This window comes from Lysinibacillus sp. FSL P2-0066, assembly GCF_037969495.1.
GTDB lineage: Bacteria > Bacillota > Bacilli > Bacillales_A > Planococcaceae > Lysinibacillus > Lysinibacillus boronitolerans.
On sequence record NZ_CP150202.1, the window covers coordinates 89,564 to 110,655 of the forward strand.

The window sequence follows — 21,092 nt, forward strand, 5'->3', positions numbered from 1 at the left end:
GTATGAGATTAGATAAGTTTTTAAAAGTATCCCGTTTAATAAAACGCCGTACTTTAGCCAAAGAAGTGGCAGATCAAGGACGAATCACCATCAACGAAAAGATTGCAAAAGCAAGTAGTACAGTGAAAGCTGGTGATGAGCTTGCTATCCGTTTTGGTCAAAAAATAGTAACGGCACGTGTAGAAGAAATACGTGATACGGTAAAAAAAGAAGATGCAGCAAAAATGTTTACCATTTTGAAAGAAGAACGACTTGAAAAAATTGAACCTGAATTTATTGATGATGAGGAATAAAGCTAAATTTAATTTCTAGCCCTCTAATGTTGTCCCGCCTTTCTTTCTGTGGGTGAAAGTATTACACAACTTAAATAAAGTTGTCATGCTTTGAAGGTTGTCCGCATAAAGTGAACAGAAGCTAGGACGACTAAAGGAGGAAAAAAATGACGCTACATCAAGAAAGTAATCGTTACACAATTCCATCTGGAGAGCATATTTTAACGATTCGTAATCGTAAAAGAATGGACATGACTTCTGTAAAATCAATTGAACGCTTTGATCAGGAAGAGTTTTTCATTAAGACGTCCCAAGGGCACTTGTTAATCCGTGGAGAGGAACTGCATATCGTTCATTTAGATGTTGACAAAGGATTATTGACACTTGAAGGAACTGTAAAAACCTTACAGTACGACGAGGAGGAAAGTGGCTTCTCGAAAGGTTTCCTTCATAAATTATTTGGATGATTGTCAGTGAACAATTTTATCAATTAATTGTCATGGTTTTGAGCGGTATAGCAGTTGGTTTCATTATTGATAGTATAAGGCTCATTGTTTTTTCAACTCCAAAAAGGTCAAGCCTTCGAAAGTGGATGATGGTTGTTGAGTTATTAACTTGGATTCTACTTGGAGGTTTGACATACTATTTATTATTTTGGCTAAAGGATGGCGCTTGGCGGGCTTACGACCCGCTAGCGCAGATAGCCGGAATTTTTTTGTATCAATCATTTTTTCAAACCTTTTTACGTTTCATTGCTAGAATTTTGGTGAATATAACATGGAGACCCTTTTGGTTCATTGTACGCTTCATAATTACAGTTATTCGACAAATTTTGCAATTATTAATAAATATTGTTATGTTTGTTATAAGACCTTTTGTCAAAATTTATTCGTATTTGTCCTACACTTTTTTTAAAAAATTACGATATTTGAAGTATAATAAAAAGCAACAATAATTTTCGGAGGTGCGGACATGACGAGACGTCATTCATCAAATGATGAATCACAAAATTTCACTAAGCTTGATAATGACTATGTCCGTAACACGGATAGAGCTATAAATCGCAAACAACAGGCTCGAAAACGTAAGATGCGTCGTATTGTCTTTTTTGCGATTGTACCAGTCATTATTATTGCTCTTCTCTTAAATGTGCTGCTACAACAGAATGAAACATTAGCAGCAAAAGAGAAATCCAAAGAAGAAGCGAATCGGCATCTCACTGAATTGAAAGAAGAACAAGATACATTAAATCTTAAAATCAAACAATTACAGGATGATGAATATATCGCAAAGCTATTAAGAAAAGAGTACTACTTATCGGAAAAAGGTGAGATTATTTTCATCATTCCAGATAAGGAAGATAAAAAAGACGACTGAAAAGCTATGTATTGTTGACACTCTTTTATTGTTATATATAATGAAAAGAGAAGCTTATTGCAGTAAAAAGTTTGATTAAATTGATTACATGGCTCAAAAGAGTCGCTTAATTTTTAAGGAGGAGCATTTTTTTTATGTCAATTGAAGTAGGCAGCAAGGTACAAGGTAAAGTAACAGGAATCACAAATTTTGGAGCATTCGTTGAGCTGCCAGATGGCAAAACAGGCTTAGTTCACATTAGTGAAGTTGCTGACAATTATGTAAAAGATATCAATGAGCATCTAAAAGTTGGAGATGAAGTTGAAGTAAAAGTGATGAATGTTGAAGCGGACGGAAAGATTGGTCTTTCAATCCGTAAAGCAAAGCCTCAAGCTGAGAGACCAGAGCGTCCAGCACGTCCACGTCGTGATAATCGTTCTAATGATCGCAACGAACGCCATCAGCCAAAAGAAAATTTTGAGCAAAAAATGGCACGCTTCTTAAAAGATAGTGATGAACGTCTAGCAACACTTAAACGTGCTACAGAATCAAAACGCGGAGGTCGCGGAGCTAGAAGAGGGTAGTTTGCTGACTGTTTTAATCGTAGAAAAAGTGTATGAAATAGAGTTGGGAGTAGCTTTTTAAAAAGCTACTCCCTTTTTTAATATACCTATAAAGTTGAAGAAGGTCTCTTTTTCTTTTTTGTGGGTATTACTATTTTTTCATCAGGTGGAGCTATCGATTCTTTCTTCACTGGATGGATAACCATTTTGACAAGTGAAAAAACACCATATACACTTACAGCTAGTCCACAAAGTAATAGGATTATTTGAACAAAAAACGGTAAGTTTATGAGAATTGAAATAAGAATAATCATTGAGCCACTTCCACAAATTAAAGCAGCCTTTGTTAATGCACTCAAGGGAATTAAACCTCCTAAAAACGCTGTTTTTACTAGTATGCCATACTTTTATATTCTGTCACATAGCTTTACTTAAAGCTGACGGATAGAATTTGCAAGGTAATAGATAGATGGTATAAATAGATGGATAAAATAAAAACAGGTATCTCAGAACTAGATTCTGAGATACCTGTTTGAGATGACCCGTACGGGATTCGAACCCGTGTTACCGCCGTGAAAGGGCGGTGTCTTAACCACTTGACCAACGGGCCTATTTGGTGGCGGCCGAGGGGATCGAACCCCCGACCTTACGGGTATGAACCGTACGCTCTAGCCAGCTGAGCTAGGCCGCCATATTTATAAATGGAGCGGAAGACGAGGTTCGAACTCGCGACCCCCACCTTGGCAAGGTGGTGTTCTACCACTGAACTACTTCCGCATGTCGTTTAAGCAACAAGTTAAATAATACAAGCCAATTGTGCTAGTGTCAAGTAGGTTTGTAAAAAATATTTAAAGATATTTCAGGACAGTTACATAGAAGGGTATTTTAGCGGATTTTTTGTTCTTACGTAGAAATATATCCTAGAGAATAGTTGAATTAAAGCATTGATAGTAGGTAAAATCCCTTCAAATTAGGCTTTAAGATGAATAGTAAATAATTATTATATTGATTCAATAATTGAATTTTCTAATATTTCTATTGATCAAAAGCCTTTTACTATAGAAATTGTTGCCAATTCTCGTATTTATGAATAGCTATTAGTCGAAATATTTATATTTTTTTCTGTCAACGTCAGACAATCTTTCCACACATAATTTTTTATAATAACCAAAAGTGCGGAAAGGGGATAGTTAAATGACAAGTATTGAATGGTATAATACAACGAATGTAGATGACCAAAAAATAGGTTTGAAAAAGAAGCAGATCCTAATAGGCTCTCTCTTTTTTTTAACCGCCTTTTTCTTGGCTCAATCTGTTGTATTTGAAGCGGCTGTACCGTTCTCAGTTCCTTTTTGGGCCATTATTCGAACAAAATATAGGGAGTATGCTAAATTCGTATTATTTGGGAGTTTAGCGGGTTGCTTTTTCCTAGGCTTTGGACAAGTCCTAATTCTCGCTTTACAAATTATCCTGTATGAATGTATTATGCGTTTTCGTTACTGGCAACTGCCCCAAAGTATTGCGGTGTCTTTAGCTGTATTACTAGTACAAATAATGTGGCAAGGGGTGATGTATCAAGGCTTACCACCAGTGCTTGTACAATTTTATGTGGGCTGTGAAGCAGCTTTAGCTCTTATTATGACATTGTTTATGCAAGTATTATTTGTTAATTCGTATGAATGGTTTACGACGCATTGGACATATGAAAAGCTAGGTTCAGGATTAGTTGTCTTTGCAGCCATGCTTACTGGAATGCAAACGGTTGTAATAAGCTATTTTTCACTCCCTATTTTTTTACTGCAGCTCTTTATCTGTTTTGGCGCATTGGTTGGAAGTGTGCCCTTAGCAACTGTCATTGGAGCAGTGTTAGGAACGCTTATAGGTGTGGCCAAGCTTTCGTTTACCGGTATGCTTTCGGTGGCTACCTTAACTGGATTATGTGCGGGTATGGGAGCGAAAGGTGGTAGATTTGGCGTTGCTATTGGTAGTATTTTACCTAGTGTATTTTTTTTATTTTATGACGCCACATTGCCCTTGGATAGTGTTTATTTCACCTCAATTGCCATTGGTAGTATTTTATTTCTAACCATTCCAAAGAAATATTCAGATAAGGTAAGGGACAAGCTCTTTCCACAACGAGAAGAGGTTTTACTAGCCCGACAGAATTGGTTAACAGAACATGTAACGTATAAATTAGAGCACTTTCAGCATTTTGTGCAATTCATGAAGGAACTTGTGTTTGATCGCTTTATGACAGCACCAGTTGAAGCGGCAAAGGAAGTAGCACCAATGAATACTTGTTTAAGTTGTTTCCGTTATGATCATTGCTGGGGTGCGCAAAATAATGGTATGGACAAGCTGATGACAGATTGGTTTCATATGAAAGGAGTAGGCAAGGAATCAGCTATTCATCGTGTTGAAGAACAAATACGCTATAAATGCGTGAAGTCCACGAAAATTTTTGAGGAATTAGATACAGAACTTTATAGAGAACGTATTAATGGACAATATTTCCATGGCAAAAAGATGATTGCCCTTCAACTTCGCGATATGAGCAATCATTTAAATCAGTTAATTGCTGAGATGAAGGAGGATACAATTTCTTTTGTAAGTGTTGAAAAGGACATTGTTGAACGTTTAAAGGAGGCTAATATCGAATGTTTTCAACTTGATGTTCTAAGCAATAAGCCTGGGGCAAGAAAGATTGTTTGTGCCTTAGCACCAGCACGTGTCAACTGGGAGGAAGATACAACATTAGCTGAACGTATGATTCTGCCAATTCTTTATGAGATTTTTGATGAACCTTTTGAAATTGAAAAAGTAGTAGCTTGTGAAATACCGTTTCGTCATGTTCAAATATGCTTTAGATCAGCTATTAGCTTTGAAGTAGAGTATGATATATATAGCATGTCTAAAGATGCAACTCTATATTCGGGTGATTCCCATGCTCTTTTCCAGTTGCATCCTGGATTATTTGCAATATTGCTGTCTGATGGTATGGGGCAAAGTAAAGAAGCACAACATGAAAGTAGAAAATTGATCCATTTGATGAGAGAGTGCCTAAATTACAATATGAATCCTGAAACTGCGATGCATACGCTCCATTATGTCATGGCATTAAAGCAGCAAGATGATATGTATGCAACACTTGATTTTGCACTTGTCGATTTACAGCACGGCGATTTGTGGTCGTGGAAGGCTGGTGGAATGTCTACCTACATTTTGCGTGGAAAAGAGGTACTGAAAGTTGAAAGTAATGCTGCACCTGTAGGATTCTTATCTATTTCAGCAGTCGAAGCTGAAAAAAGAAAACTGAAGGCAGGTGACGTTATTTTAATGCATTCAGATGGGCTGTTCTCAAGTGTAGCTGATTGGGATGAACAAGAGGAGACATTTTTAGCTTTCGCACAGCAGGTAGCTAGTACAAATAAAACGATTCAAGAAAAGCTAACAACCATTATGCAATCATTCCAAGGTTATTTTGAAATAGAAGATGATTGTACAGTATTAATGTTAGAGGTAACGCATGTTGTACCGACATGGGCTGTCTTTAGACCAGCTCAATATTCAATGAGTAAATCATCTTAAAATAACAACGAAAAGGGGAGGAGAAGCGTTTGTCATTTGAATTAAAGGTCAAAACATTTATTGAAGAAGAGCAATTATTACAGCAAGGCGACCATCTTCTCGTCGCCGTTTCGGGTGGGGTAGACTCTATGGCTTTACTTCATTACTTTATTCAAACCCAGGAGCAGTGGAACATTCAGGTGGAAGCCGTACATGTTGATCATATGTTGAGGGGGGAAGCCTCTGCTGAGGATAGAGCCTTTGTTCAAAAATATTGTGACGCTAATGGCATTTATCTACATGCCACGGAAATTTCAATACCTGCAATAATGGCACAGGAAAATGGTAATACACAGTTAATTTGTCGTAGGGAAAGGTATCAATATTTCAAAGAAATTCTGCAAAAAACAAATGCTAATAAGCTTGTAACTGCACATCATGCGGATGACCAACTGGAATCAGTATTAATGGCCCTTACAAAAAATGCAACAATGAATAGCATGCAGGGCATACGTCCTCAAAGACTTTTTGAAGGAAAAACATTAATTCGTCCGTTTTTAACGGTTACAAAGTCTGAAATAAGGGAATATTTACTTAGAAAAGGTTTAAATTATCGAGAAGATGCTAGCAATTCTAAAGATACCTATGTACGTAATCGTTTCAGACATCATGTGGTACCCTTACTGGAGGCAGAGAATCCGCGAGTGACTGAACAGGTGACCCATTTCACAAAGCAATTGCAAGAAGACGATACCTTTTTAATGACATTGGCCCAAGATGTATTTTCCCAAATCATCATAAGAAATAATGAAAATACATATAGCATGGAAATTGAGGCATTTCAATTGGTACCACTTGCTTTACAAAGGAGGCTCATTTTAATACTATTAAACTATCTTTACAAAGATTCAAATACGATACAAAGTTATGCCTTATTGACTTCAATTTTAAAGCTTTGTGATACAACAGCAGGGTATGCTGAAATTCACTTACCTGAAGATTTTCTAGCAGTTCGCCGTTATGGAAAATTAACGATTCAGAAAAATGAGCCGTTAGAGGGCCTAGCTTCTCCTGAGAAACAGGTTATTTTGACTGCTAATGGCTGGACAACACTGACAAATGGTGAGCGCTTACGCCTAGTCAATTTGCATGATTTATCGTCTGAATTGCTGACGGATACTGCACAACTTTTTTATTTTAACGCTAGCAAACTCCACCTACCGCTCTATGTTCGGGCACGCAAGGATGGAGATAGAATGCTGTTAAAAGGAATGGATCAGCCAAAACGCTTATCTCGCCTTTTTATAGATGAAAAGATTCCTTTAAATGAGCGAAATAGCTGGCCGTTACTGATTTCTCAATCTGATGAGGTGGTAGCGGTAATTGGTGTGCGTATGGGAATATTTTTTTCAACCACTCCGCAACCAAACGATGATACAGTGCTCATCGTAGACTAAGGTCTTTGTAAAATATTTCACCGAAATAGGGTGAAGATTTTTTGATACATCACGAGGAGGAATCGATATGTTACAAAACGACATCGAAAAAATTATGATTACAGAAGAACAACTGCAAGAAAGAATTGCAGACTTAGGCGCGCAATTAACAGAGGAATACAAAGATGCATTTCCATTAGCTGTTGGCGTACTTAAAGGGGCAATGCCATTTATGACAGACCTAATGAAACGCTTCGATTCTTTCATCGAACTTGATTTTATGGATGTGTCTAGCTATGGTAATGCTACCGTGTCGTCTGGTGAAGTAAAGATTTTAAAGGATTTGAATACAAGCGTTGAGGGGCGTGACGTATTAATTATCGAGGACATTATTGATAGTGGTTTAACTTTAAGCTATCTAGTAGATTTATTTAAATACCGCAAAGCAAAGTCCATTAAAATTGTTACATTACTTGATAAACCATCAGGCCGAAAAGTAAATTTATCTGCTGACTATGTTGGTTTTGAAGTGCCAGATGGCTTTGTTGTAGGATATGGCTTAGATTACGCTGAAAAATATCGTAACTTACCTTATATCGGTATTTTGAAGCCTGAGGTATATTCTTTCTAAGATACAAAAGACCAGCTATAAAAAGTAAAGGTCTCCAGCGCAAGTCACGTATTTTTTGTTATGTTGAACATAATTCAAAATCTTGACACAATGTTTAGCTATATCGAGCCCGAGGAACAGGTACAATTACGCTGGGACATATAAAGATGGCCTAAAAACTGTTGTGATAACGGCAATAAGTGAACGAAACATTTTTTAAGTAGGGCTTTTCGTTGTATGATGAAATCATGATATGTTAAGATTTTACTTATAATTTTTCTGTTTGTAATGAGGAGGCTGGAGATGAATCGAATATTTCGATATACCATATTCTATCTACTGATTTTCCTAGTGATTATCGGTATTTTTGGTACTTTCAATGGTGGAAATTCACCAACGAAAGAATTAACTTATCATGAGTTTCAAGAAGCTCTAGATAAGAAAGAAATAACAAGTGCTACAATTCAACCTGATAAATCAGTTTACGTCGTTGAAGGAACACTGAAGGGGTATGAAAAAGGGGAAAGTTTTACTTTAAACATCCCTCGTGAAAACCAATCTTTAATGGACCGCATCGATGAGGCTGCTAAGGATAAAAATAGTAATATTAGTTTTTTAGCAGCACCAGAAACAAGTGGATGGATTCAATTCTTCACAGGAATTATTCCTTTCATTATCATCATTTTCTTATTCTTCTTCCTAATGAGTCAATCTCAAGGTGGCGGTAATAAAGTGATGAGCTTTGGTAAAAGTAAAGCTAAACTGTATGATGATCAAAAGAAAAAAGTACGTTTTACAGATGTAGCAGGTGCTGATGAAGAGAAAGCAGAACTTGTCGAAGTGGTAGAATTCTTAAAAGACCACCGCAAATTCACTGAAATTGGTGCCCGTATTCCAAAGGGTATCTTACTTGTAGGTCCTCCAGGTACAGGTAAAACATTACTTGCACGAGCAGTAGCAGGTGAAGCAGGCGTCCCATTCTTCTCTATCTCAGGTTCTGACTTCGTAGAAATGTTTGTCGGTGTAGGTGCTTCACGTGTTCGAGATCTATTTGAAAATGCTAAGAAAAATGCTCCATGTATCATCTTTATCGATGAGATTGATGCAGTAGGTCGTCAACGTGGTGCTGGTCTCGGTGGAGGCCATGATGAGCGTGAACAAACATTAAACCAGTTATTAGTTGAAATGGATGGTTTCGGTGCCAATGAAGGGATTATTATCATTGCCGCAACAAACCGCCCAGATATTTTAGATAAAGCGTTATTACGTCCAGGCCGTTTTGACCGTCAAATTACAGTAGGACACCCTGATGTAAAAGGTCGTGAAGCAATTCTTAAAGTACATGCACGCAATAAGCCTTTAGCAGATACAGTTGATTTAGCAGCTGTTGCTCAACGTACACCAGGTTTCTCAGGTGCGGATTTAGAAAACTTACTAAACGAGGCAGCGCTTGTAGCGGCTCGAAAAAGTAAACGCACTATTAATATGGCAGATATCGATGAAGCATCAGACCGAGTAATCGCTGGTCCTGCAAAAGCCAGTCGTGTATATTCTGCCAAAGAGAAGAAACTAGTATCCTTCCATGAAGCTGGCCACGTAGTCGTTGGTCTTGAACTAGATGAGGCTGATACAGTACACAAAGTAACAATTGTTCCTCGTGGGCAAGCTGGTGGATATGCGATTATGTTACCGAAGGAAGAGCGCTTCTTTACTACCAAACAAGAGCTTTTAGATCGTATTGCAGGTCTTCTTGGTGGTCGTGTAGCTGAAGAAATTGTTCTTGGTGAAGTTTCTACTGGAGCGCATAACGATTTCCAAAAGGTAACAAGCATTGCCCGTGCTATGGTTACTGAATACGGAATGAGTGAGAATCTTGGCGCAATGCAATTTGGTTCAAGTCAAGGTGGTAATGTATTCCTTGGCCGCGACTTTAATTCTGACCAGAACTATTCTGATTCAATCGCCTATGAAATTGATAAAGAAATGCAAAAAATTATTGATACACAATATGAGCGTACTAAGCGTATCCTTACGGAAAAGCGTCACCTGCTTGATTTAATTGCCAATACACTAATGGAAAAAGAAACATTAAATGCACAGGAAATTGAGCATTTACGTGATCATGGTGTATTACCAGAACCAGAGGCTGTAGAAAAAATTGAGGAGAACACTCCAAAGATTGAAGCAAAGCCTACATTAGATACTATTGGCGAACCAGTTGTTGAAAAAGAGCTATTAAGTAAAGAGCCAAATCCAACAACTTTGGATCTAGCAAAAGAACGTAAAGAACCAAATGATGCACCTAAGGGTATCGATGAAAAACGTGATTAAAAATAGGGAAGACTGTTTACTAGTTCAGTAAGCAGTCTTTTTCTTTGCCTTTTCTTGCTAATAAGCATTAGGATAAAGTAGTAAAAAAGACAAGCTGCATGCAACTCTGCCATTTAGAGAGATGTTAGCCAAAAAAGATAGGAGTGTATATGCGTGGGAAATGTTGTATTGAATAATGGTCTTAAAATGCCTTTGGTTGGTTATGGTGTCTTTCGAGTACCCGAAGGAGATGACCTAGCTGAAGCAGTCAAAACAGCTATAGCAAAAGGCTATCGTAGTATTGATACAGCACAAGTATATCGAAACGAAGAAAGTGTTGGACGAGGAATACGAGCAGCCATTGAAGAAGGCTTGGTAACTCGTGAAGAATTATTTATCACATCCAAAGTTTGGAACGATGGACTTTCCTATGAAGAAACACTTGCGGCATATGACAGCAGTTTAGAAAAAATAGGATTAGACTATTTGGATTTATATTTAGTACATTGGCCTGGAATAGACCAAAATTATCTTGAGGTTTATAAAGCGCTAGAAAAGATTTACCAAGATGGTCGAGTACGTTCAATTGGAGTTAGTAATTTCCACGTACACCATTTAGAAAGCCTTTTGAAGGCAACGACTGTCGTCCCTGTTATTAATCAAATTGAATTCCATCCGCACTTAACACAGGAGGAAGTACGTGCTTACTGTAAGGATAAGGGGATACAGGTGGAGGCATGGTCTCCGTTGATGAATGGTTCTCTACTGGAAGAAACTTTGATTCAAGAGCTAGCCGCTAAATACGGCAAAACGCCTGCACAGATTGTATTACGCTATGATGTACAACATGATGTTGTCACGATTCCAAAAACGATGACACCTGCACGTATGACTGAAAACCTAGCTGTTTTTGACTTTGCGTTAACTGAGCAGGAAATGACACAGTTGGATGCAATGAACGATGGACTGCGTTGTGGTCCAGATCCAGAAAAATTTAATTTCAAATGATCTTAAGAGAGGCGGCCATATTTAGGTGCCTCTTTTTATGGAAGGATGAAACAATATAGTTTTGATCTCCATTTGTAGTAGACGATGCTGTACCTAGCATGCCCCCTACAGTACAAACAACATCTGCTGAATCAAGATAAAAAGTATGGTATCATTTTCTAAAGTGTTTTATCCTCATTCCAGTTAGAGAGAATGTTGTAATATGGGGATTGCGAAAGTTACAATGACGATATGGGAGGTGTCATTTTTGATTTTAGTTTTAGATGCAGGGAATTCAAATATTGTTTTAGGTGTCTATGATGACAACGATCAATTAGCCTTCCATTGGCGTATGGTGACGGATCTTCATAAAACAGAAGATGAATATGCCATGCAAGTTCTTTCCTTTTTTAATCATGCAGGCATTTCATTTGAACAAATAACAGGCATTATTATATCCTCAGTTGTGCCACCAATTATGTTTTCCCTAGAGGCGATGTGCCAGAAGTATTTTCGAAAAAAGCCTTTGGTAGTAGGACCAGGTGTAAAAACGGGTTTAAATATTAAATACGAAAATCCACGTGAGGTTGGGTCTGATCGCATAGTGAATGCCATAGCAGCTCTAGATTTATATAAGGCCCCTTGTATCATAGTTGATTTTGGGACAGCAACAACCTATTGTTATTTGAACGAAAAGGGCGATTACATGGGGGGAGCTATTGCGCCAGGCATCACTATTTCTACAGAGGCTCTTTATACACAGGCTGCAAGATTGCCGCGTATTGAAATCGTTCGACCTACACATATCGTGGGGAAAACGACCGTTTCTGCCATGCAGGCGGGAATTTTTTATGGCTTTGTCGGGCAAGTTGAGGGCATTGTTAATCGTATAAAAGCACAAAGTAAAGAGGAGCCATTAGTTATTGCTACAGGTGGATTAGCAAATCTAATTGCAGGGGAGACACAAATTATAGATGTTGTAGATCCATTTTTAACGTTAAAGGGTTTATATAAGCTCTATAAACGTAACCAATAGGAAATGAGGGACATTCCATTTATGAGTGATTATTTAGTAAGAGGTTTAGGATTTAATGGACAAGTTCGTGTGTTTGCAGCACGTACAACAGCCACAGTAGGAGAAGTGCAACGCCGTCACGATACATGGCCAGTTGTATCAGCAGCTTTAGGTCGTTCAATGACAGCGGCAGTTATGATGGGAGCCATGCTAAAAGGTGAAGAGAAAATTACTATTAAAATTGAAGGCAACGGTCCAATTGGCCCAATGGTAATTGATAGTAATGCACATGGAGAAGTGCGTGGATTTGTGACAAACCCTCATGTACACTTTGATTTAAACGAGCAAGGTAAGCTAGATGTTCGAGCAGGTGTTGGAACAGAAGGTGCTCTTACAATTGTTAAAGACCTTGGTTTAAGAGATATGTTTTCAGGACAAACACCAATTGTTTCAGGCGAAATTGCTGAAGATTTTACTTATTATTTTGCTACATCTGAGCAAGTACCATCATCTGTAGGTTTAGGCGTATTAGTTAATCCAGACAACACTATTCTTGCAGCTGGCGGATTTATACTTCAATTAATGCCAGGTTGTGAGGAAGAAACGATAACTGAAATTGAGCAACACCTTGCTACAATAGAGCCTGTTTCCAAAATGATTGAAAAAGGCTTTACACCAGAGCAAATTTTAGAAGCTGTATTAGGAAATGGACATCTACAAATTTTAGATTCCATGCCAGTTGAATTTAAATGTCAATGTTCAAAAGAGCGGTTTGGTGCGGCAATTTTAGGTCTAGGAACTGCAGAGATTAGAGAAATGATTGATGAGGACGGCGGTGCAGAGGCACAATGTCACTTCTGCTTAGAGACATATAGCTTTTCTAAAGATGAGCTAGAAGGGTTTATCGATGAGCTCAACGCGTAATCGGCGACCTTCAACCAATGTAACACCAAACCAAACTCCTTTATTGCAACGTCGTTTAAAGACAAAGCCTGCTTTAGCTGTCATAGCCGTTTTGTTATTAGGAAATGTATTATGGTTCATTAGTTGGTTGATCCCGAACAAAGGTCAGGAAATTGGTAGCGACGAACAAGTCGCTGCCATTGACGGGGATGTTATCACACGCCAAGAGTGGATGATTGCTATGGAAGAACGATATGGTAAAGAAACACTCCAAAATTTAGTAAATGAAACGGTAATGGAAAAGGCCGCAAAAACATATAAAATTAAAGTTACTGATAAAGAAATTGATCTGGAATTAGCGTTAATGCGATCTGCTCAAGATTTGTATGATACAGCCATGCAAAATCTTTCGGCAGAGCAACTACGCCAAAAGATTCGATCACAGCTTATATTGGATAAGGTACTCACGAAAGATGTAGTGATAGAGGAAGAAAACGTTGAAAAGTATTATGAGGAAAATCAAGGCTTATATAATACAAAAACAAGCTATCGTACGAATTTTATTGAGGTCGATTCAAAAAAAGCTGCTGATGAGGCACTGGGTGAATTAAAAAATGGCTCTGATTTTACAGTGCTGGCACGAGAAATTTCTGTTGATAGTGCTTCAGCGAGTTTAGGAGGGGATATTGGTTTCCTTACAGAAAATCAGGAAAATGTAGACCCTGCAATTATTAATACTGTAAAATCACTAAAGGCAGATGAGGTAAGTAAAGCCTTTAAGTTAGATAATGGTCATTATGGCATTGTTCAAGTACAAGAGATATTAGAAGGACAATCCTTTACATATGACGATGTGAAAGAACATATTGAGCGAGAATTAGCTTTAGAGCAATTACCGCAATCTGTTACGCCGGAAGCATTTTGGTCGGAATTTAATGCTACTTGGTATTATGGAGAGACTAAAAAAGAAAAATAATACATGAAGAGAGTCTGCAGGTTTTGCGGGGTAAAATGAGTCTGATCAAACTTACAGGCATTCGTAGTGAATTACCCAATAAATGCAGGTTCTTTTTCTTTAGTGAGGATAAGATTTTTCCTTTTCATAGCAATGATAAATATTCTGAAAATATTAGTTTTATTTATTGACAATCGAATGGAAAAATTGATAAAATACAAAATAAGTAAAACCTATAAAAATAGTAGGGATTGGGAGTGGATTAGTAAATGAGTAGATTAGCAAACTCGGTAGCTGAATTAGTTGGTAAAACACCAATTGTAAAATTAAATCATGCAACAAGTGAAAATGAAGGTACTGTGTATGTAAAATTAGAATATTTTAATCCGGGAAGCTCGGTGAAAGACCGTCTAGCTTTAGCTATGATTGAAGCTGCGGAAAAAGACGGGACATTAAAACCTGGTGGTACGATTATTGAGCCGACATCTGGTAATACAGGTATTGGTCTTGCGATGATTGCAGCTGCTAAAGGTTATAAAGCCATTTTAGTTATGCCAGAAACTATGAGCTTAGAGCGTCGTAATTTATTGCGAGCTTATGGTGCAGAGCTTGTATTAACACCTGGTCCAGCAGGTATGAAAGGTGCAATTGCTAAAGCAGAAGAACTGTCTGCAGAACATGGCTACTTCCTACCACAACAATTTACAAATCCTGCGAACGCGGTAATTCACCGTCTAACAACAGGACCAGAAATTGTAGAAGCATTTGATGGCCTAACACTTGATGCTTTTGTTGCTGGTGTAGGTACAGGTGGTACAATTACTGGTGCGGGTGCTGTCTTAAAAGAAAAGTATCCAAACATTGAAATCATTGCTGTAGAACCAAAAGATTCACCAGTTCTTTCTGGTGGGCAACCAGGACCACATAAAATTCAAGGAATTGGCGCTGGATTTGTACCAGCAGTTTTAGATACGGAAGTCTATTCTTCAGTATTCCCTGTTGAAAATGAGGTTGCTTTTGAAGTAGCACGTAAAGTAGCGCGTGAAGAAGGAATTCTATGTGGTATTTCATCTGGTGCTGCAATCTATGCTGCAATTGAAGCGGCAAAACGTTTAGGTAAGGGTTCGAATGTCCTTGCTATTGTGCCTTCTAATGGTGAGCGTTACCTATCAACACCTTTATATCAATTTGAAGACTAATTCAATTTTTTTATGTAAGGGCTCCTTTATAAAGGGGCCCTTTTTTAGTGTGAAAACATGGATACTATGATAATTATAAAAATATTCGCTTCTATGTAATAATCAAGTTAAGATGGAATCACATCATATGTTTAAAGGGGAAAATAACTTGAAAACAATACTTACGAAAACATTAACGATGGATGCAGATTCATTTTTTTATAGTTATAAAGAACAGTCAGAGACTCAGCAAGCACATGTATTTTTAGAAAGTGGACGTGGTGGACATTTTTCAATAGCTGCGTGGAATCCATTAGCTACCGCACGTTCAGTAGAGGGTGGGCTTTTAGTAAAATGGAGAAATGGTAGACAAGAGGTTTTACAAGGAGAGGCACTTGACTTACTAGAAGAGCTTGTGGCGGAATATCAGGTTATATATAATGCAGAGCTTCCGGTTTTTCAGGGAGGGGCTATTGGATTTGTGTCGTATGATTATGCTCGTAAAATTGAGGAGCTTCCTAATACGGCAACGGATGACCTACATGTACCAGATATTTTTTATTATATTTTTGATTGTTGGGCAGTACATGATGTAAAAACGAATATAGTGACACTTATGAAGCTAGAAGATAGTGAGGTCAGCTTGGAAGAATGGGCTAACAACTGGCAGGTTGCAGCACAGGCTGGATTAGTCTCGCGTAAATTTGAGAAAACATCTGCTGTAGAAGTTATGAATGATGAGAATGAGTTGCTTGTTTCATTTGCAGGAGCTGATTTCGAGGCAGCAGTTAAAAAAATTCAAATGTATATCTCTCAAGGCGATGTCTTTCAAGTGAATTTATCTGTTCGGCAGTCTAAGAAACTTAATGCTACTGCACTTGATGTCTATGAGGCACTTCGAGCGTTTAATCCGTCACCTTATATGGCGTATATTGAAGCACCTGATTTTTCTGTTGTTTCTGGATCACCAGAGTTACTAGTCAAGCGTCAAGGCAATGAGTTGTCAACCAGACCAATCGCAGGCACTCGACCAAGAGGAAAGTCCGAAGTGGAAGATTTAGCGTTGGCTCAAGAATTAATAGATAATGACAAAGAGCGTGCTGAGCATGTGATGTTAGTAGATTTAGAGCGCAATGATTTAGGACGTGTCTCAACCTATGGAACAGTGGAAGTGGATGAGTTCATGGTCATTGAGCGCTATTCACATGTTATGCATATCGTTTCAAATGTGCGTGGAGAAATAGCAGAAGGTAAAACGAATGCAGATGTTATTCGTGCGATGTTCCCAGGTGGGACAATTACAGGAGCGCCAAAGATTCGCACTATGGAAATCATTGAAGAACTAGAGCCTGTACGACGTGGTTTATATACAGGTTCAATTGGCTGGCTTGGCTTTAAGGGTGATATGGAACTCAATATTGTGATCCGTACAGCATTTATAAAAAATGGAGTTGCACATATTCAGGCTGGAGCAGGTATCGTCATTGACTCTGTTCCAGAAAGAGAGTATCAGGAATCTTTAAATAAAGCGAAGGCAATGTGGCAGGCGAAGGCAATGGCAGAGGAGCGAGTAAAATGATTTTAATGATCGATAATTATGATTCATTTATTTATAACATTGTCCAATATTTGGGTGAGTTTGGTCAGGATATAGTAGTAAAACGTAATGATGTTATTACAGTAGAGGAAATAGAACAACTCGCACCCGATATGATTGTTATTTCTCCAGGGCCATGTAGTCCAAATGAGGCGGGTGAAAGCCTGAACATTATTAAATATTTCGCGGGAAATATTCCGATTTTAGGAGTTTGCCTTGGTCATCAGGCACTTGCACAGGTGTTTGGCGGTCAAGTCATCCGTGCCGAACGTTTAATGCACGGTAAGACATCACCTGTACTGCATGCTGAAATAGGCTTGCATAAAGGTATGCCAAATCCGTTTCAAGCAACCCGCTATCATTCTCTTATTGTAGAGAAGGAAACCTTACCAGCGTGTCTAGAAGTAACAGCTTGGACGGAAGAGGGAGAAATTATGGGTCTTCGTCATAAGGAATATCCTATTGAGGGTGTACAATATCATCCAGAATCCATTATGACGGAGCAAGGTAAACAACTTCTTCGCCAATTTATTGAGACGTATGTAGAAGGAGTGAAATAGATGCAGTGCTGGATGAACGGGAACTATATGGCGGCGCAGGATTTACGGATTTCTCCATTTGATCATGGATTTTTATATGGATTAGGATTCTTTGAAACGTTCCGAACATATGGAGGTCAGGTATTTTACTGGGAAGCACATATGGAAAGATTACAGCATGCTTTGTCACAATATCACATTCATTTAAACTATTCTCAGAGTGTTTTACTTGAGGTTGTGCAACAACTAAATCAACTGGCGGGCGGTCAGGATGGTTACTTCCGTTTAAATGTATCTGCGGGAGAGCATAATATTGGATTACAGCCAACAGAATATAAACAACCTAATGTCATTATTTTTCGCAAGGAACTCCAAGACACACAGCGTGGAACTGAAAAGACTGCAAAATGGCTTACCATACCACGCAATACACCTGAACAAGCCTTACGCGTTAAATCGCATCATTACGGCAATAACGTACTTGGTCGCTTTGAAATGCCTTCACTGGCTCAACAAGAAGGTTTCTTTTTAACAGAAACAGGCTATGTGGCTGAAGGTGTGACATCAAATGTATTTTGGATAAAAAATGATATACTATATACGCCTTCTTTGGAGACAGGCATTTTACCGGGGATTATTCGTGCATGGGTTTTAGACAAGGCTAGTGCACTAAATCTTGACGTACGAGAAGGTTTTTATACAAAAGAGGATTTACTACAAAGTACGGAATGCTTCATTACCAATTCAGTACAAGAGATTGTGCCTATTCGGAGCTTGGAAGACCAGCATTTTTTAGGCAATAAAGGACCTATTTATTCGATTTTGCATAAGGCATATGTTCAAGAAGTCGAGCAAGGATAGAAGGAGCGTTTACATGCTAGAAAAATATACGAAACCATTAACGATTAATGGGATTACACTAGACTATACACAAGAAACATTTATTATGGGGATTCTAAATGTTACACCTGACTCCTTCTCAGATGGAGGAAAGTATAACAATGTGGAGGCTGCTGTTACCCAAGCGAAAAAAATGGTGGCTGAAGGAGCAAAAATTATTGATGTAGGTGGAGAATCTACGCGCCCTGGGTATGAACGAATTTCAGATGAAGATGAAATTGCACGTATCGTGCCTGTTATTCAAGCGTTAGCAAAGGAAGTAAAGGTCATTATTTCCGTTGATACGTATAAAGCAAGGGTAGCCCGTGCCGCAATTGAAGCGGGCGCACATATCATCAATGATATTTGGGGAGCGAAGGCTGAACCAGAAATAGCTCAGGTTGCTGCACACTTACATGTTCCGATCATTTTAATGCATAATCGCAAAAATATGGATTATGGTGTTGATTTTTGGCCGACTGCAAAGGCAGATTTAGAAGAAAGTATTACTATTGCACAGCAAGCGGGAGTTCCCGATCATCATATCATCTTAGATCCAGGTATCGGCTTTGCTAAAAACACTGCGCAAAATATTTCGATGATGCAACACTTATCAGATTTAGTGGCTATGGGCTATCCTGTATTGTTAGCAACATCTCGTAAATCAATGATTGGTAATGTCTTAAAGCTACCTGTTGAGGAGCGTCTTGAAGGGACAAGTGCAACAGTGGTTTATGGAATTGAAAAGGGCTGTCATATGATAAGAGTTCACGATGTAAAGGAAATGGCGAGGGCAACGTATATGGCGGATGTATTAGTGGGCAAACGTTTGTTCAAGGAGGAAGCATAATGGATTATATTCATTTAAAGGACATGCAGTTTTATGGTTATCATGGTGTATTAGCAGCAGAAACTACTCTAGGCCAACGCTTTCGAGCAAATGTTTCGCTTGCTGTAGACATGACAAAAGCTGGCGAAACGGATGATCTTTCTTATACCGTTAATTATGCAGAGGTGTATGCGTTATGCCGTGATATTGTAGAGGGCGAACCGTTTAAGCTTATTGAGGCTCTTGTTGTGAAAATAGCAAATGCGATTTTAGCAACCTATCCTGAAAAAGTAAAGGGAGTGCGTGTAGAGCTCATTAAGCCAGATCCACCCATTCATGGCTATTATAAAGAAGTCTCTGTTGAGGTTACGAGGGGTGATTTCTAATGAAGGATGTCTACTTATCTATCGGAACAAATATGGGAGAGAGATATGAGAATCTTCAGCATGCAGTAGCCCTTTTAAAGGAAAAGAAGGAAATTGAGCTTATTCGTGTTTCATCTGTTTATGAAACGGCTGCTGTAGGTTATACGGATCAGGCAGATTTTTTAAATATAGCTGTTCATCTAAAAACAGCTATATCGTCTATTGAGATGTTGAAGATTTGCCAAGCAATCGAACAGGAATTAGGGCGTGTAAGAGAATTCCGTTGGGGCCCAAGAGTTATTGATCTTGACATTTTACTTTACAATCAAGAGAATATTGAAACGGAGAGCTTAATTGTTCCTCATCCAAGAATGTACGAGCGAGCATTCGTCCTAGCACCGCTTGCAGAGATTACACCTTCACCACTTGATGAACAGCTACAACAAGCACATGATCTGTTACAGCAAATGGATTGTGAAAAGGAAGGCGTAATCTTCTGGCAACCCTTTAATGAGCCTTCAATTGTGAATTAAGTAATTGTGTAAGAACGAATTATCAGCGTATAGCATTAACGATAGATAGAGAAAAATAGGTAAAGCCTATAGAGGAGGAAGAAAAACGTTGGGTCAGTCAACAGAAAAGCCATTTCAAATTGGCGATATTGTCATGGACAATCGGGTAGTATTAGCGCCAATGGCTGGGATTTGCAACTCTGCTTTCCGATTAACGGTTAAGGAGTTTGGGGCAGGTCTCGTATACGCTGAAATGATTAGTGATAAGGGCATTGTCCAAAAAAATGAAAAAACATTAGGTATGCTTTATATCGATGAACGAGAAAATCCCCTGTCACTGCAAATTTTTGGTGGAGATAAAGCAACCTTAGTAGAAGCAGCAAAATATGTGGATGAAAATACGACTGCTGACATTATTGATATCAACATGGGGTGTCCTGTCAATAAAATCATAAAATGTGAAGCGGGAGCACGCTTATTACTAGATCCCAATAAAGTATATGAGATGGTAGCAGCTGTTGTGGATGCTGTTAAAAAGCCTGTTAGCGTAAAAATGCGTATTGGTTGGGATGAAGAACATATCTTTGCAATTGAAAACGCTCAAGCTGTTGAGCGTGCAGGTGCAGCTGCAGTAGCAGTTCATGGTCGTACACGTGTACAAATGTATGAAGGTAAAGCGAACTGGGATTACATTCGCCAAGTGAAGGAAAATGTCAACATTCCTGTACTTGGTAATGGGGATGTGGAAACACCACAAGACGCTAAACGTATGCTGGAAACTACAGGTGTAGATGCAGTAATGATTGGACGTGCAGCTTTAGGTAATCCATGGATGATTTATCGTACCGTTCAATACCTAGCAACAGGTGAATTAAAAGAAGAGCCAAGTGTACGTGAAAAAATGGACGTATGTTTACTACACTTTGAACGACTTCTTCAATTAAAAGGAGAAGGAATTGCAGTACGGGAAATGCGTAAGCATGCATCATGGTATTTAAAAGGAATCCGAGGCAATGGTAAGGCACGCAATGCTATTAACCAAACAGAAACTGCGGCAGAACTTCGTGCATTATTAAATGGTCTTGTACAGGAATATGAAGAGAGCGAATCAAAATTGATTGTACCGGAAGCCAAAGAATTAATAATATAGTTTTTATTATGGGCGTCTCTATAATTTAATAGAGGCGCCTTTTCAGCAGTACCTTTAATTTTTAGAATT

At 38.4% G+C, this 21,092-nt stretch carries 22 protein-coding genes and 3 tRNA genes; 21 read left to right on the forward strand and 4 right to left on the reverse strand.

What is annotated here, in order from left to right; translation table 11 throughout:
• The first annotated feature begins 2 nt into the window (after positions 1 to 2).
• From MKZ14_RS00420 to MKZ14_RS00440, 5 genes are all read left to right on the forward strand, one after another.
• A complete protein-coding gene (locus MKZ14_RS00420; RefSeq protein WP_004229169.1) occupies positions 3 to 293 on the forward strand; it encodes an RNA-binding S4 domain-containing protein in 291 nt (96 codons plus the stop codon).
• Positions 294 to 439: 146 nt separating this feature from the next.
• Complete coding sequence (yabP, locus tag MKZ14_RS00425; protein WP_004229167.1) at positions 440 to 739, forward strand: sporulation protein YabP; 300 nt, start codon at positions 440 to 442, stop codon at positions 737 to 739.
• A complete protein-coding gene (gene yabQ, locus MKZ14_RS00430; protein WP_036075686.1) occupies positions 736 to 1,227 on the forward strand; it encodes a spore cortex biosynthesis protein YabQ in 492 nt (163 codons plus the stop codon). The genes yabP and yabQ overlap by 4 nt, the downstream gene beginning before the upstream one ends.
• Positions 1,228 to 1,244: 17 nt before the next feature.
• On the forward strand, positions 1,245 to 1,649 hold the full coding sequence (locus tag MKZ14_RS00435; protein WP_016993778.1) for a septum formation initiator family protein: 405 nt from the start codon (positions 1,245 to 1,247) through the stop codon (positions 1,647 to 1,649).
• 134 nt (positions 1,650 to 1,783) lie between these two features.
• Entirely contained in the window at positions 1,784 to 2,212 is a 429-nt protein-coding gene (locus MKZ14_RS00440) for a S1 domain-containing RNA-binding protein (protein ID WP_004229154.1), read from the forward strand.
• A gap of 86 nt (positions 2,213 to 2,298) precedes the next feature.
• Here MKZ14_RS00440 and MKZ14_RS00445 read toward each other — a convergent pair whose 3' ends face one another.
• The 4 genes from MKZ14_RS00445 to MKZ14_RS00460 form a co-directional block, all read right to left on the reverse strand.
• Complete coding sequence (locus tag MKZ14_RS00445) at positions 2,299 to 2,550, reverse strand: hypothetical protein (RefSeq protein ID WP_339280553.1); 252 nt, start codon at positions 2,548 to 2,550, stop codon at positions 2,299 to 2,301.
• A gap of 179 nt (positions 2,551 to 2,729) precedes the next feature.
• Positions 2,730 to 2,801, reverse strand: a tRNA-Glu gene (locus tag MKZ14_RS00450).
• A gap of 4 nt (positions 2,802 to 2,805) precedes the next feature.
• Positions 2,806 to 2,882 (reverse strand) — tRNA-Met (locus tag MKZ14_RS00455).
• 11 nt (positions 2,883 to 2,893) lie between these two features.
• Positions 2,894 to 2,968 (reverse strand) — tRNA-Gly (locus MKZ14_RS00460).
• Between the two features lie 417 nt (positions 2,969 to 3,385).
• On the opposite strand from MKZ14_RS00460, the gene MKZ14_RS00465 reads away from it, so the two are divergent.
• The 16 genes from MKZ14_RS00465 (at position 3,386) to dusB (ending at position 21,023) form a co-directional block, all read left to right on the forward strand.
• Positions 3,386 to 5,779 carry a SpoIIE family protein phosphatase gene (locus MKZ14_RS00465; RefSeq protein ID WP_339280554.1) on the forward strand — a complete coding sequence of 798 codons (2,394 nt, stop codon included), beginning with the start codon at positions 3,386 to 3,388 and terminating at the stop codon, positions 5,777 to 5,779.
• A gap of 29 nt (positions 5,780 to 5,808) precedes the next feature.
• Positions 5,809 to 7,215 (forward strand): tRNA lysidine(34) synthetase TilS, encoded by a 1,407-nt coding sequence (gene tilS / locus MKZ14_RS00470; RefSeq protein ID WP_339280555.1) that lies wholly within the window; start codon positions 5,809 to 5,811, stop codon positions 7,213 to 7,215.
• 67 nt (positions 7,216 to 7,282) lie between these two features.
• Positions 7,283 to 7,825, forward strand: a complete 543-nt coding sequence (gene hpt, locus MKZ14_RS00475) for a hypoxanthine phosphoribosyltransferase (RefSeq protein ID WP_004229145.1) — start codon at positions 7,283 to 7,285, stop codon at positions 7,823 to 7,825.
• Between the two features lie 282 nt (positions 7,826 to 8,107).
• On the forward strand, positions 8,108 to 10,135 hold the full coding sequence (gene ftsH, locus MKZ14_RS00480) for an ATP-dependent zinc metalloprotease FtsH (RefSeq protein WP_333006334.1): 2,028 nt from the start codon (positions 8,108 to 8,110) through the stop codon (positions 10,133 to 10,135).
• Between the two features lie 153 nt (positions 10,136 to 10,288).
• A complete protein-coding gene (locus MKZ14_RS00485) occupies positions 10,289 to 11,122 on the forward strand; it encodes an aldo/keto reductase (RefSeq protein WP_333006333.1) in 834 nt (277 codons plus the stop codon).
• A gap of 247 nt (positions 11,123 to 11,369) precedes the next feature.
• The gene (locus MKZ14_RS00490) at positions 11,370 to 12,137 is read left to right on the forward strand and encodes a type III pantothenate kinase (protein ID WP_004229137.1); all 768 of its coding nucleotides are present in this window, start codon (positions 11,370 to 11,372) and stop codon (positions 12,135 to 12,137) included.
• 21 nt (positions 12,138 to 12,158) lie between these two features.
• The gene (gene hslO, locus MKZ14_RS00495) at positions 12,159 to 13,040 is read left to right on the forward strand and encodes an Hsp33 family molecular chaperone HslO (protein ID WP_009373570.1); all 882 of its coding nucleotides are present in this window, start codon (positions 12,159 to 12,161) and stop codon (positions 13,038 to 13,040) included.
• Positions 13,024 to 13,995, forward strand: a complete 972-nt coding sequence (locus tag MKZ14_RS00500; protein WP_333006332.1) for a peptidyl-prolyl cis-trans isomerase — start codon at positions 13,024 to 13,026, stop codon at positions 13,993 to 13,995. The genes hslO and MKZ14_RS00500 overlap by 17 nt, the downstream gene beginning before the upstream one ends.
• Before the next feature lie 248 nt (positions 13,996 to 14,243).
• A complete protein-coding gene (cysK, locus tag MKZ14_RS00505; protein WP_036075678.1) occupies positions 14,244 to 15,173 on the forward strand; it encodes a cysteine synthase A in 930 nt (309 codons plus the stop codon).
• Positions 15,174 to 15,300: 127 nt separating this feature from the next.
• A complete protein-coding gene (gene pabB, locus MKZ14_RS00510) occupies positions 15,301 to 16,731 on the forward strand; it encodes an aminodeoxychorismate synthase, component I (protein ID WP_333006331.1) in 1,431 nt (476 codons plus the stop codon).
• Positions 16,728 to 17,309, forward strand: a complete 582-nt coding sequence (pabA, locus tag MKZ14_RS00515; protein WP_036075675.1) for an aminodeoxychorismate/anthranilate synthase component II — start codon at positions 16,728 to 16,730, stop codon at positions 17,307 to 17,309. The genes pabB and pabA overlap by 4 nt, the downstream gene beginning before the upstream one ends.
• The gene (pabC, locus tag MKZ14_RS00520) at positions 17,310 to 18,149 is read left to right on the forward strand and encodes an aminodeoxychorismate lyase (RefSeq protein WP_312126435.1); all 840 of its coding nucleotides are present in this window, start codon (positions 17,310 to 17,312) and stop codon (positions 18,147 to 18,149) included. It begins immediately after the preceding gene.
• A 13-nt stretch (positions 18,150 to 18,162) separates the two neighbouring features.
• Positions 18,163 to 19,017, forward strand: a complete 855-nt coding sequence (gene folP, locus MKZ14_RS00525; protein WP_036075672.1) for a dihydropteroate synthase — start codon at positions 18,163 to 18,165, stop codon at positions 19,015 to 19,017.
• A complete protein-coding gene (folB, locus tag MKZ14_RS00530; RefSeq protein ID WP_258860505.1) occupies positions 19,017 to 19,382 on the forward strand; it encodes a dihydroneopterin aldolase in 366 nt (121 codons plus the stop codon). The genes folP and folB overlap by 1 nt, the downstream gene beginning before the upstream one ends.
• The gene (gene folK / locus MKZ14_RS00535) at positions 19,382 to 19,894 is read left to right on the forward strand and encodes a 2-amino-4-hydroxy-6-hydroxymethyldihydropteridine diphosphokinase (RefSeq protein ID WP_016993606.1); all 513 of its coding nucleotides are present in this window, start codon (positions 19,382 to 19,384) and stop codon (positions 19,892 to 19,894) included. Before folB ends, folK begins: the two co-directional genes overlap by 1 nt.
• A gap of 88 nt (positions 19,895 to 19,982) precedes the next feature.
• Positions 19,983 to 21,023 (forward strand): tRNA dihydrouridine synthase DusB, encoded by a 1,041-nt coding sequence (dusB, locus tag MKZ14_RS00540; RefSeq protein WP_036075670.1) that lies wholly within the window; start codon positions 19,983 to 19,985, stop codon positions 21,021 to 21,023.
• Positions 21,024 to 21,092: the final 69 nt, after the last annotated feature.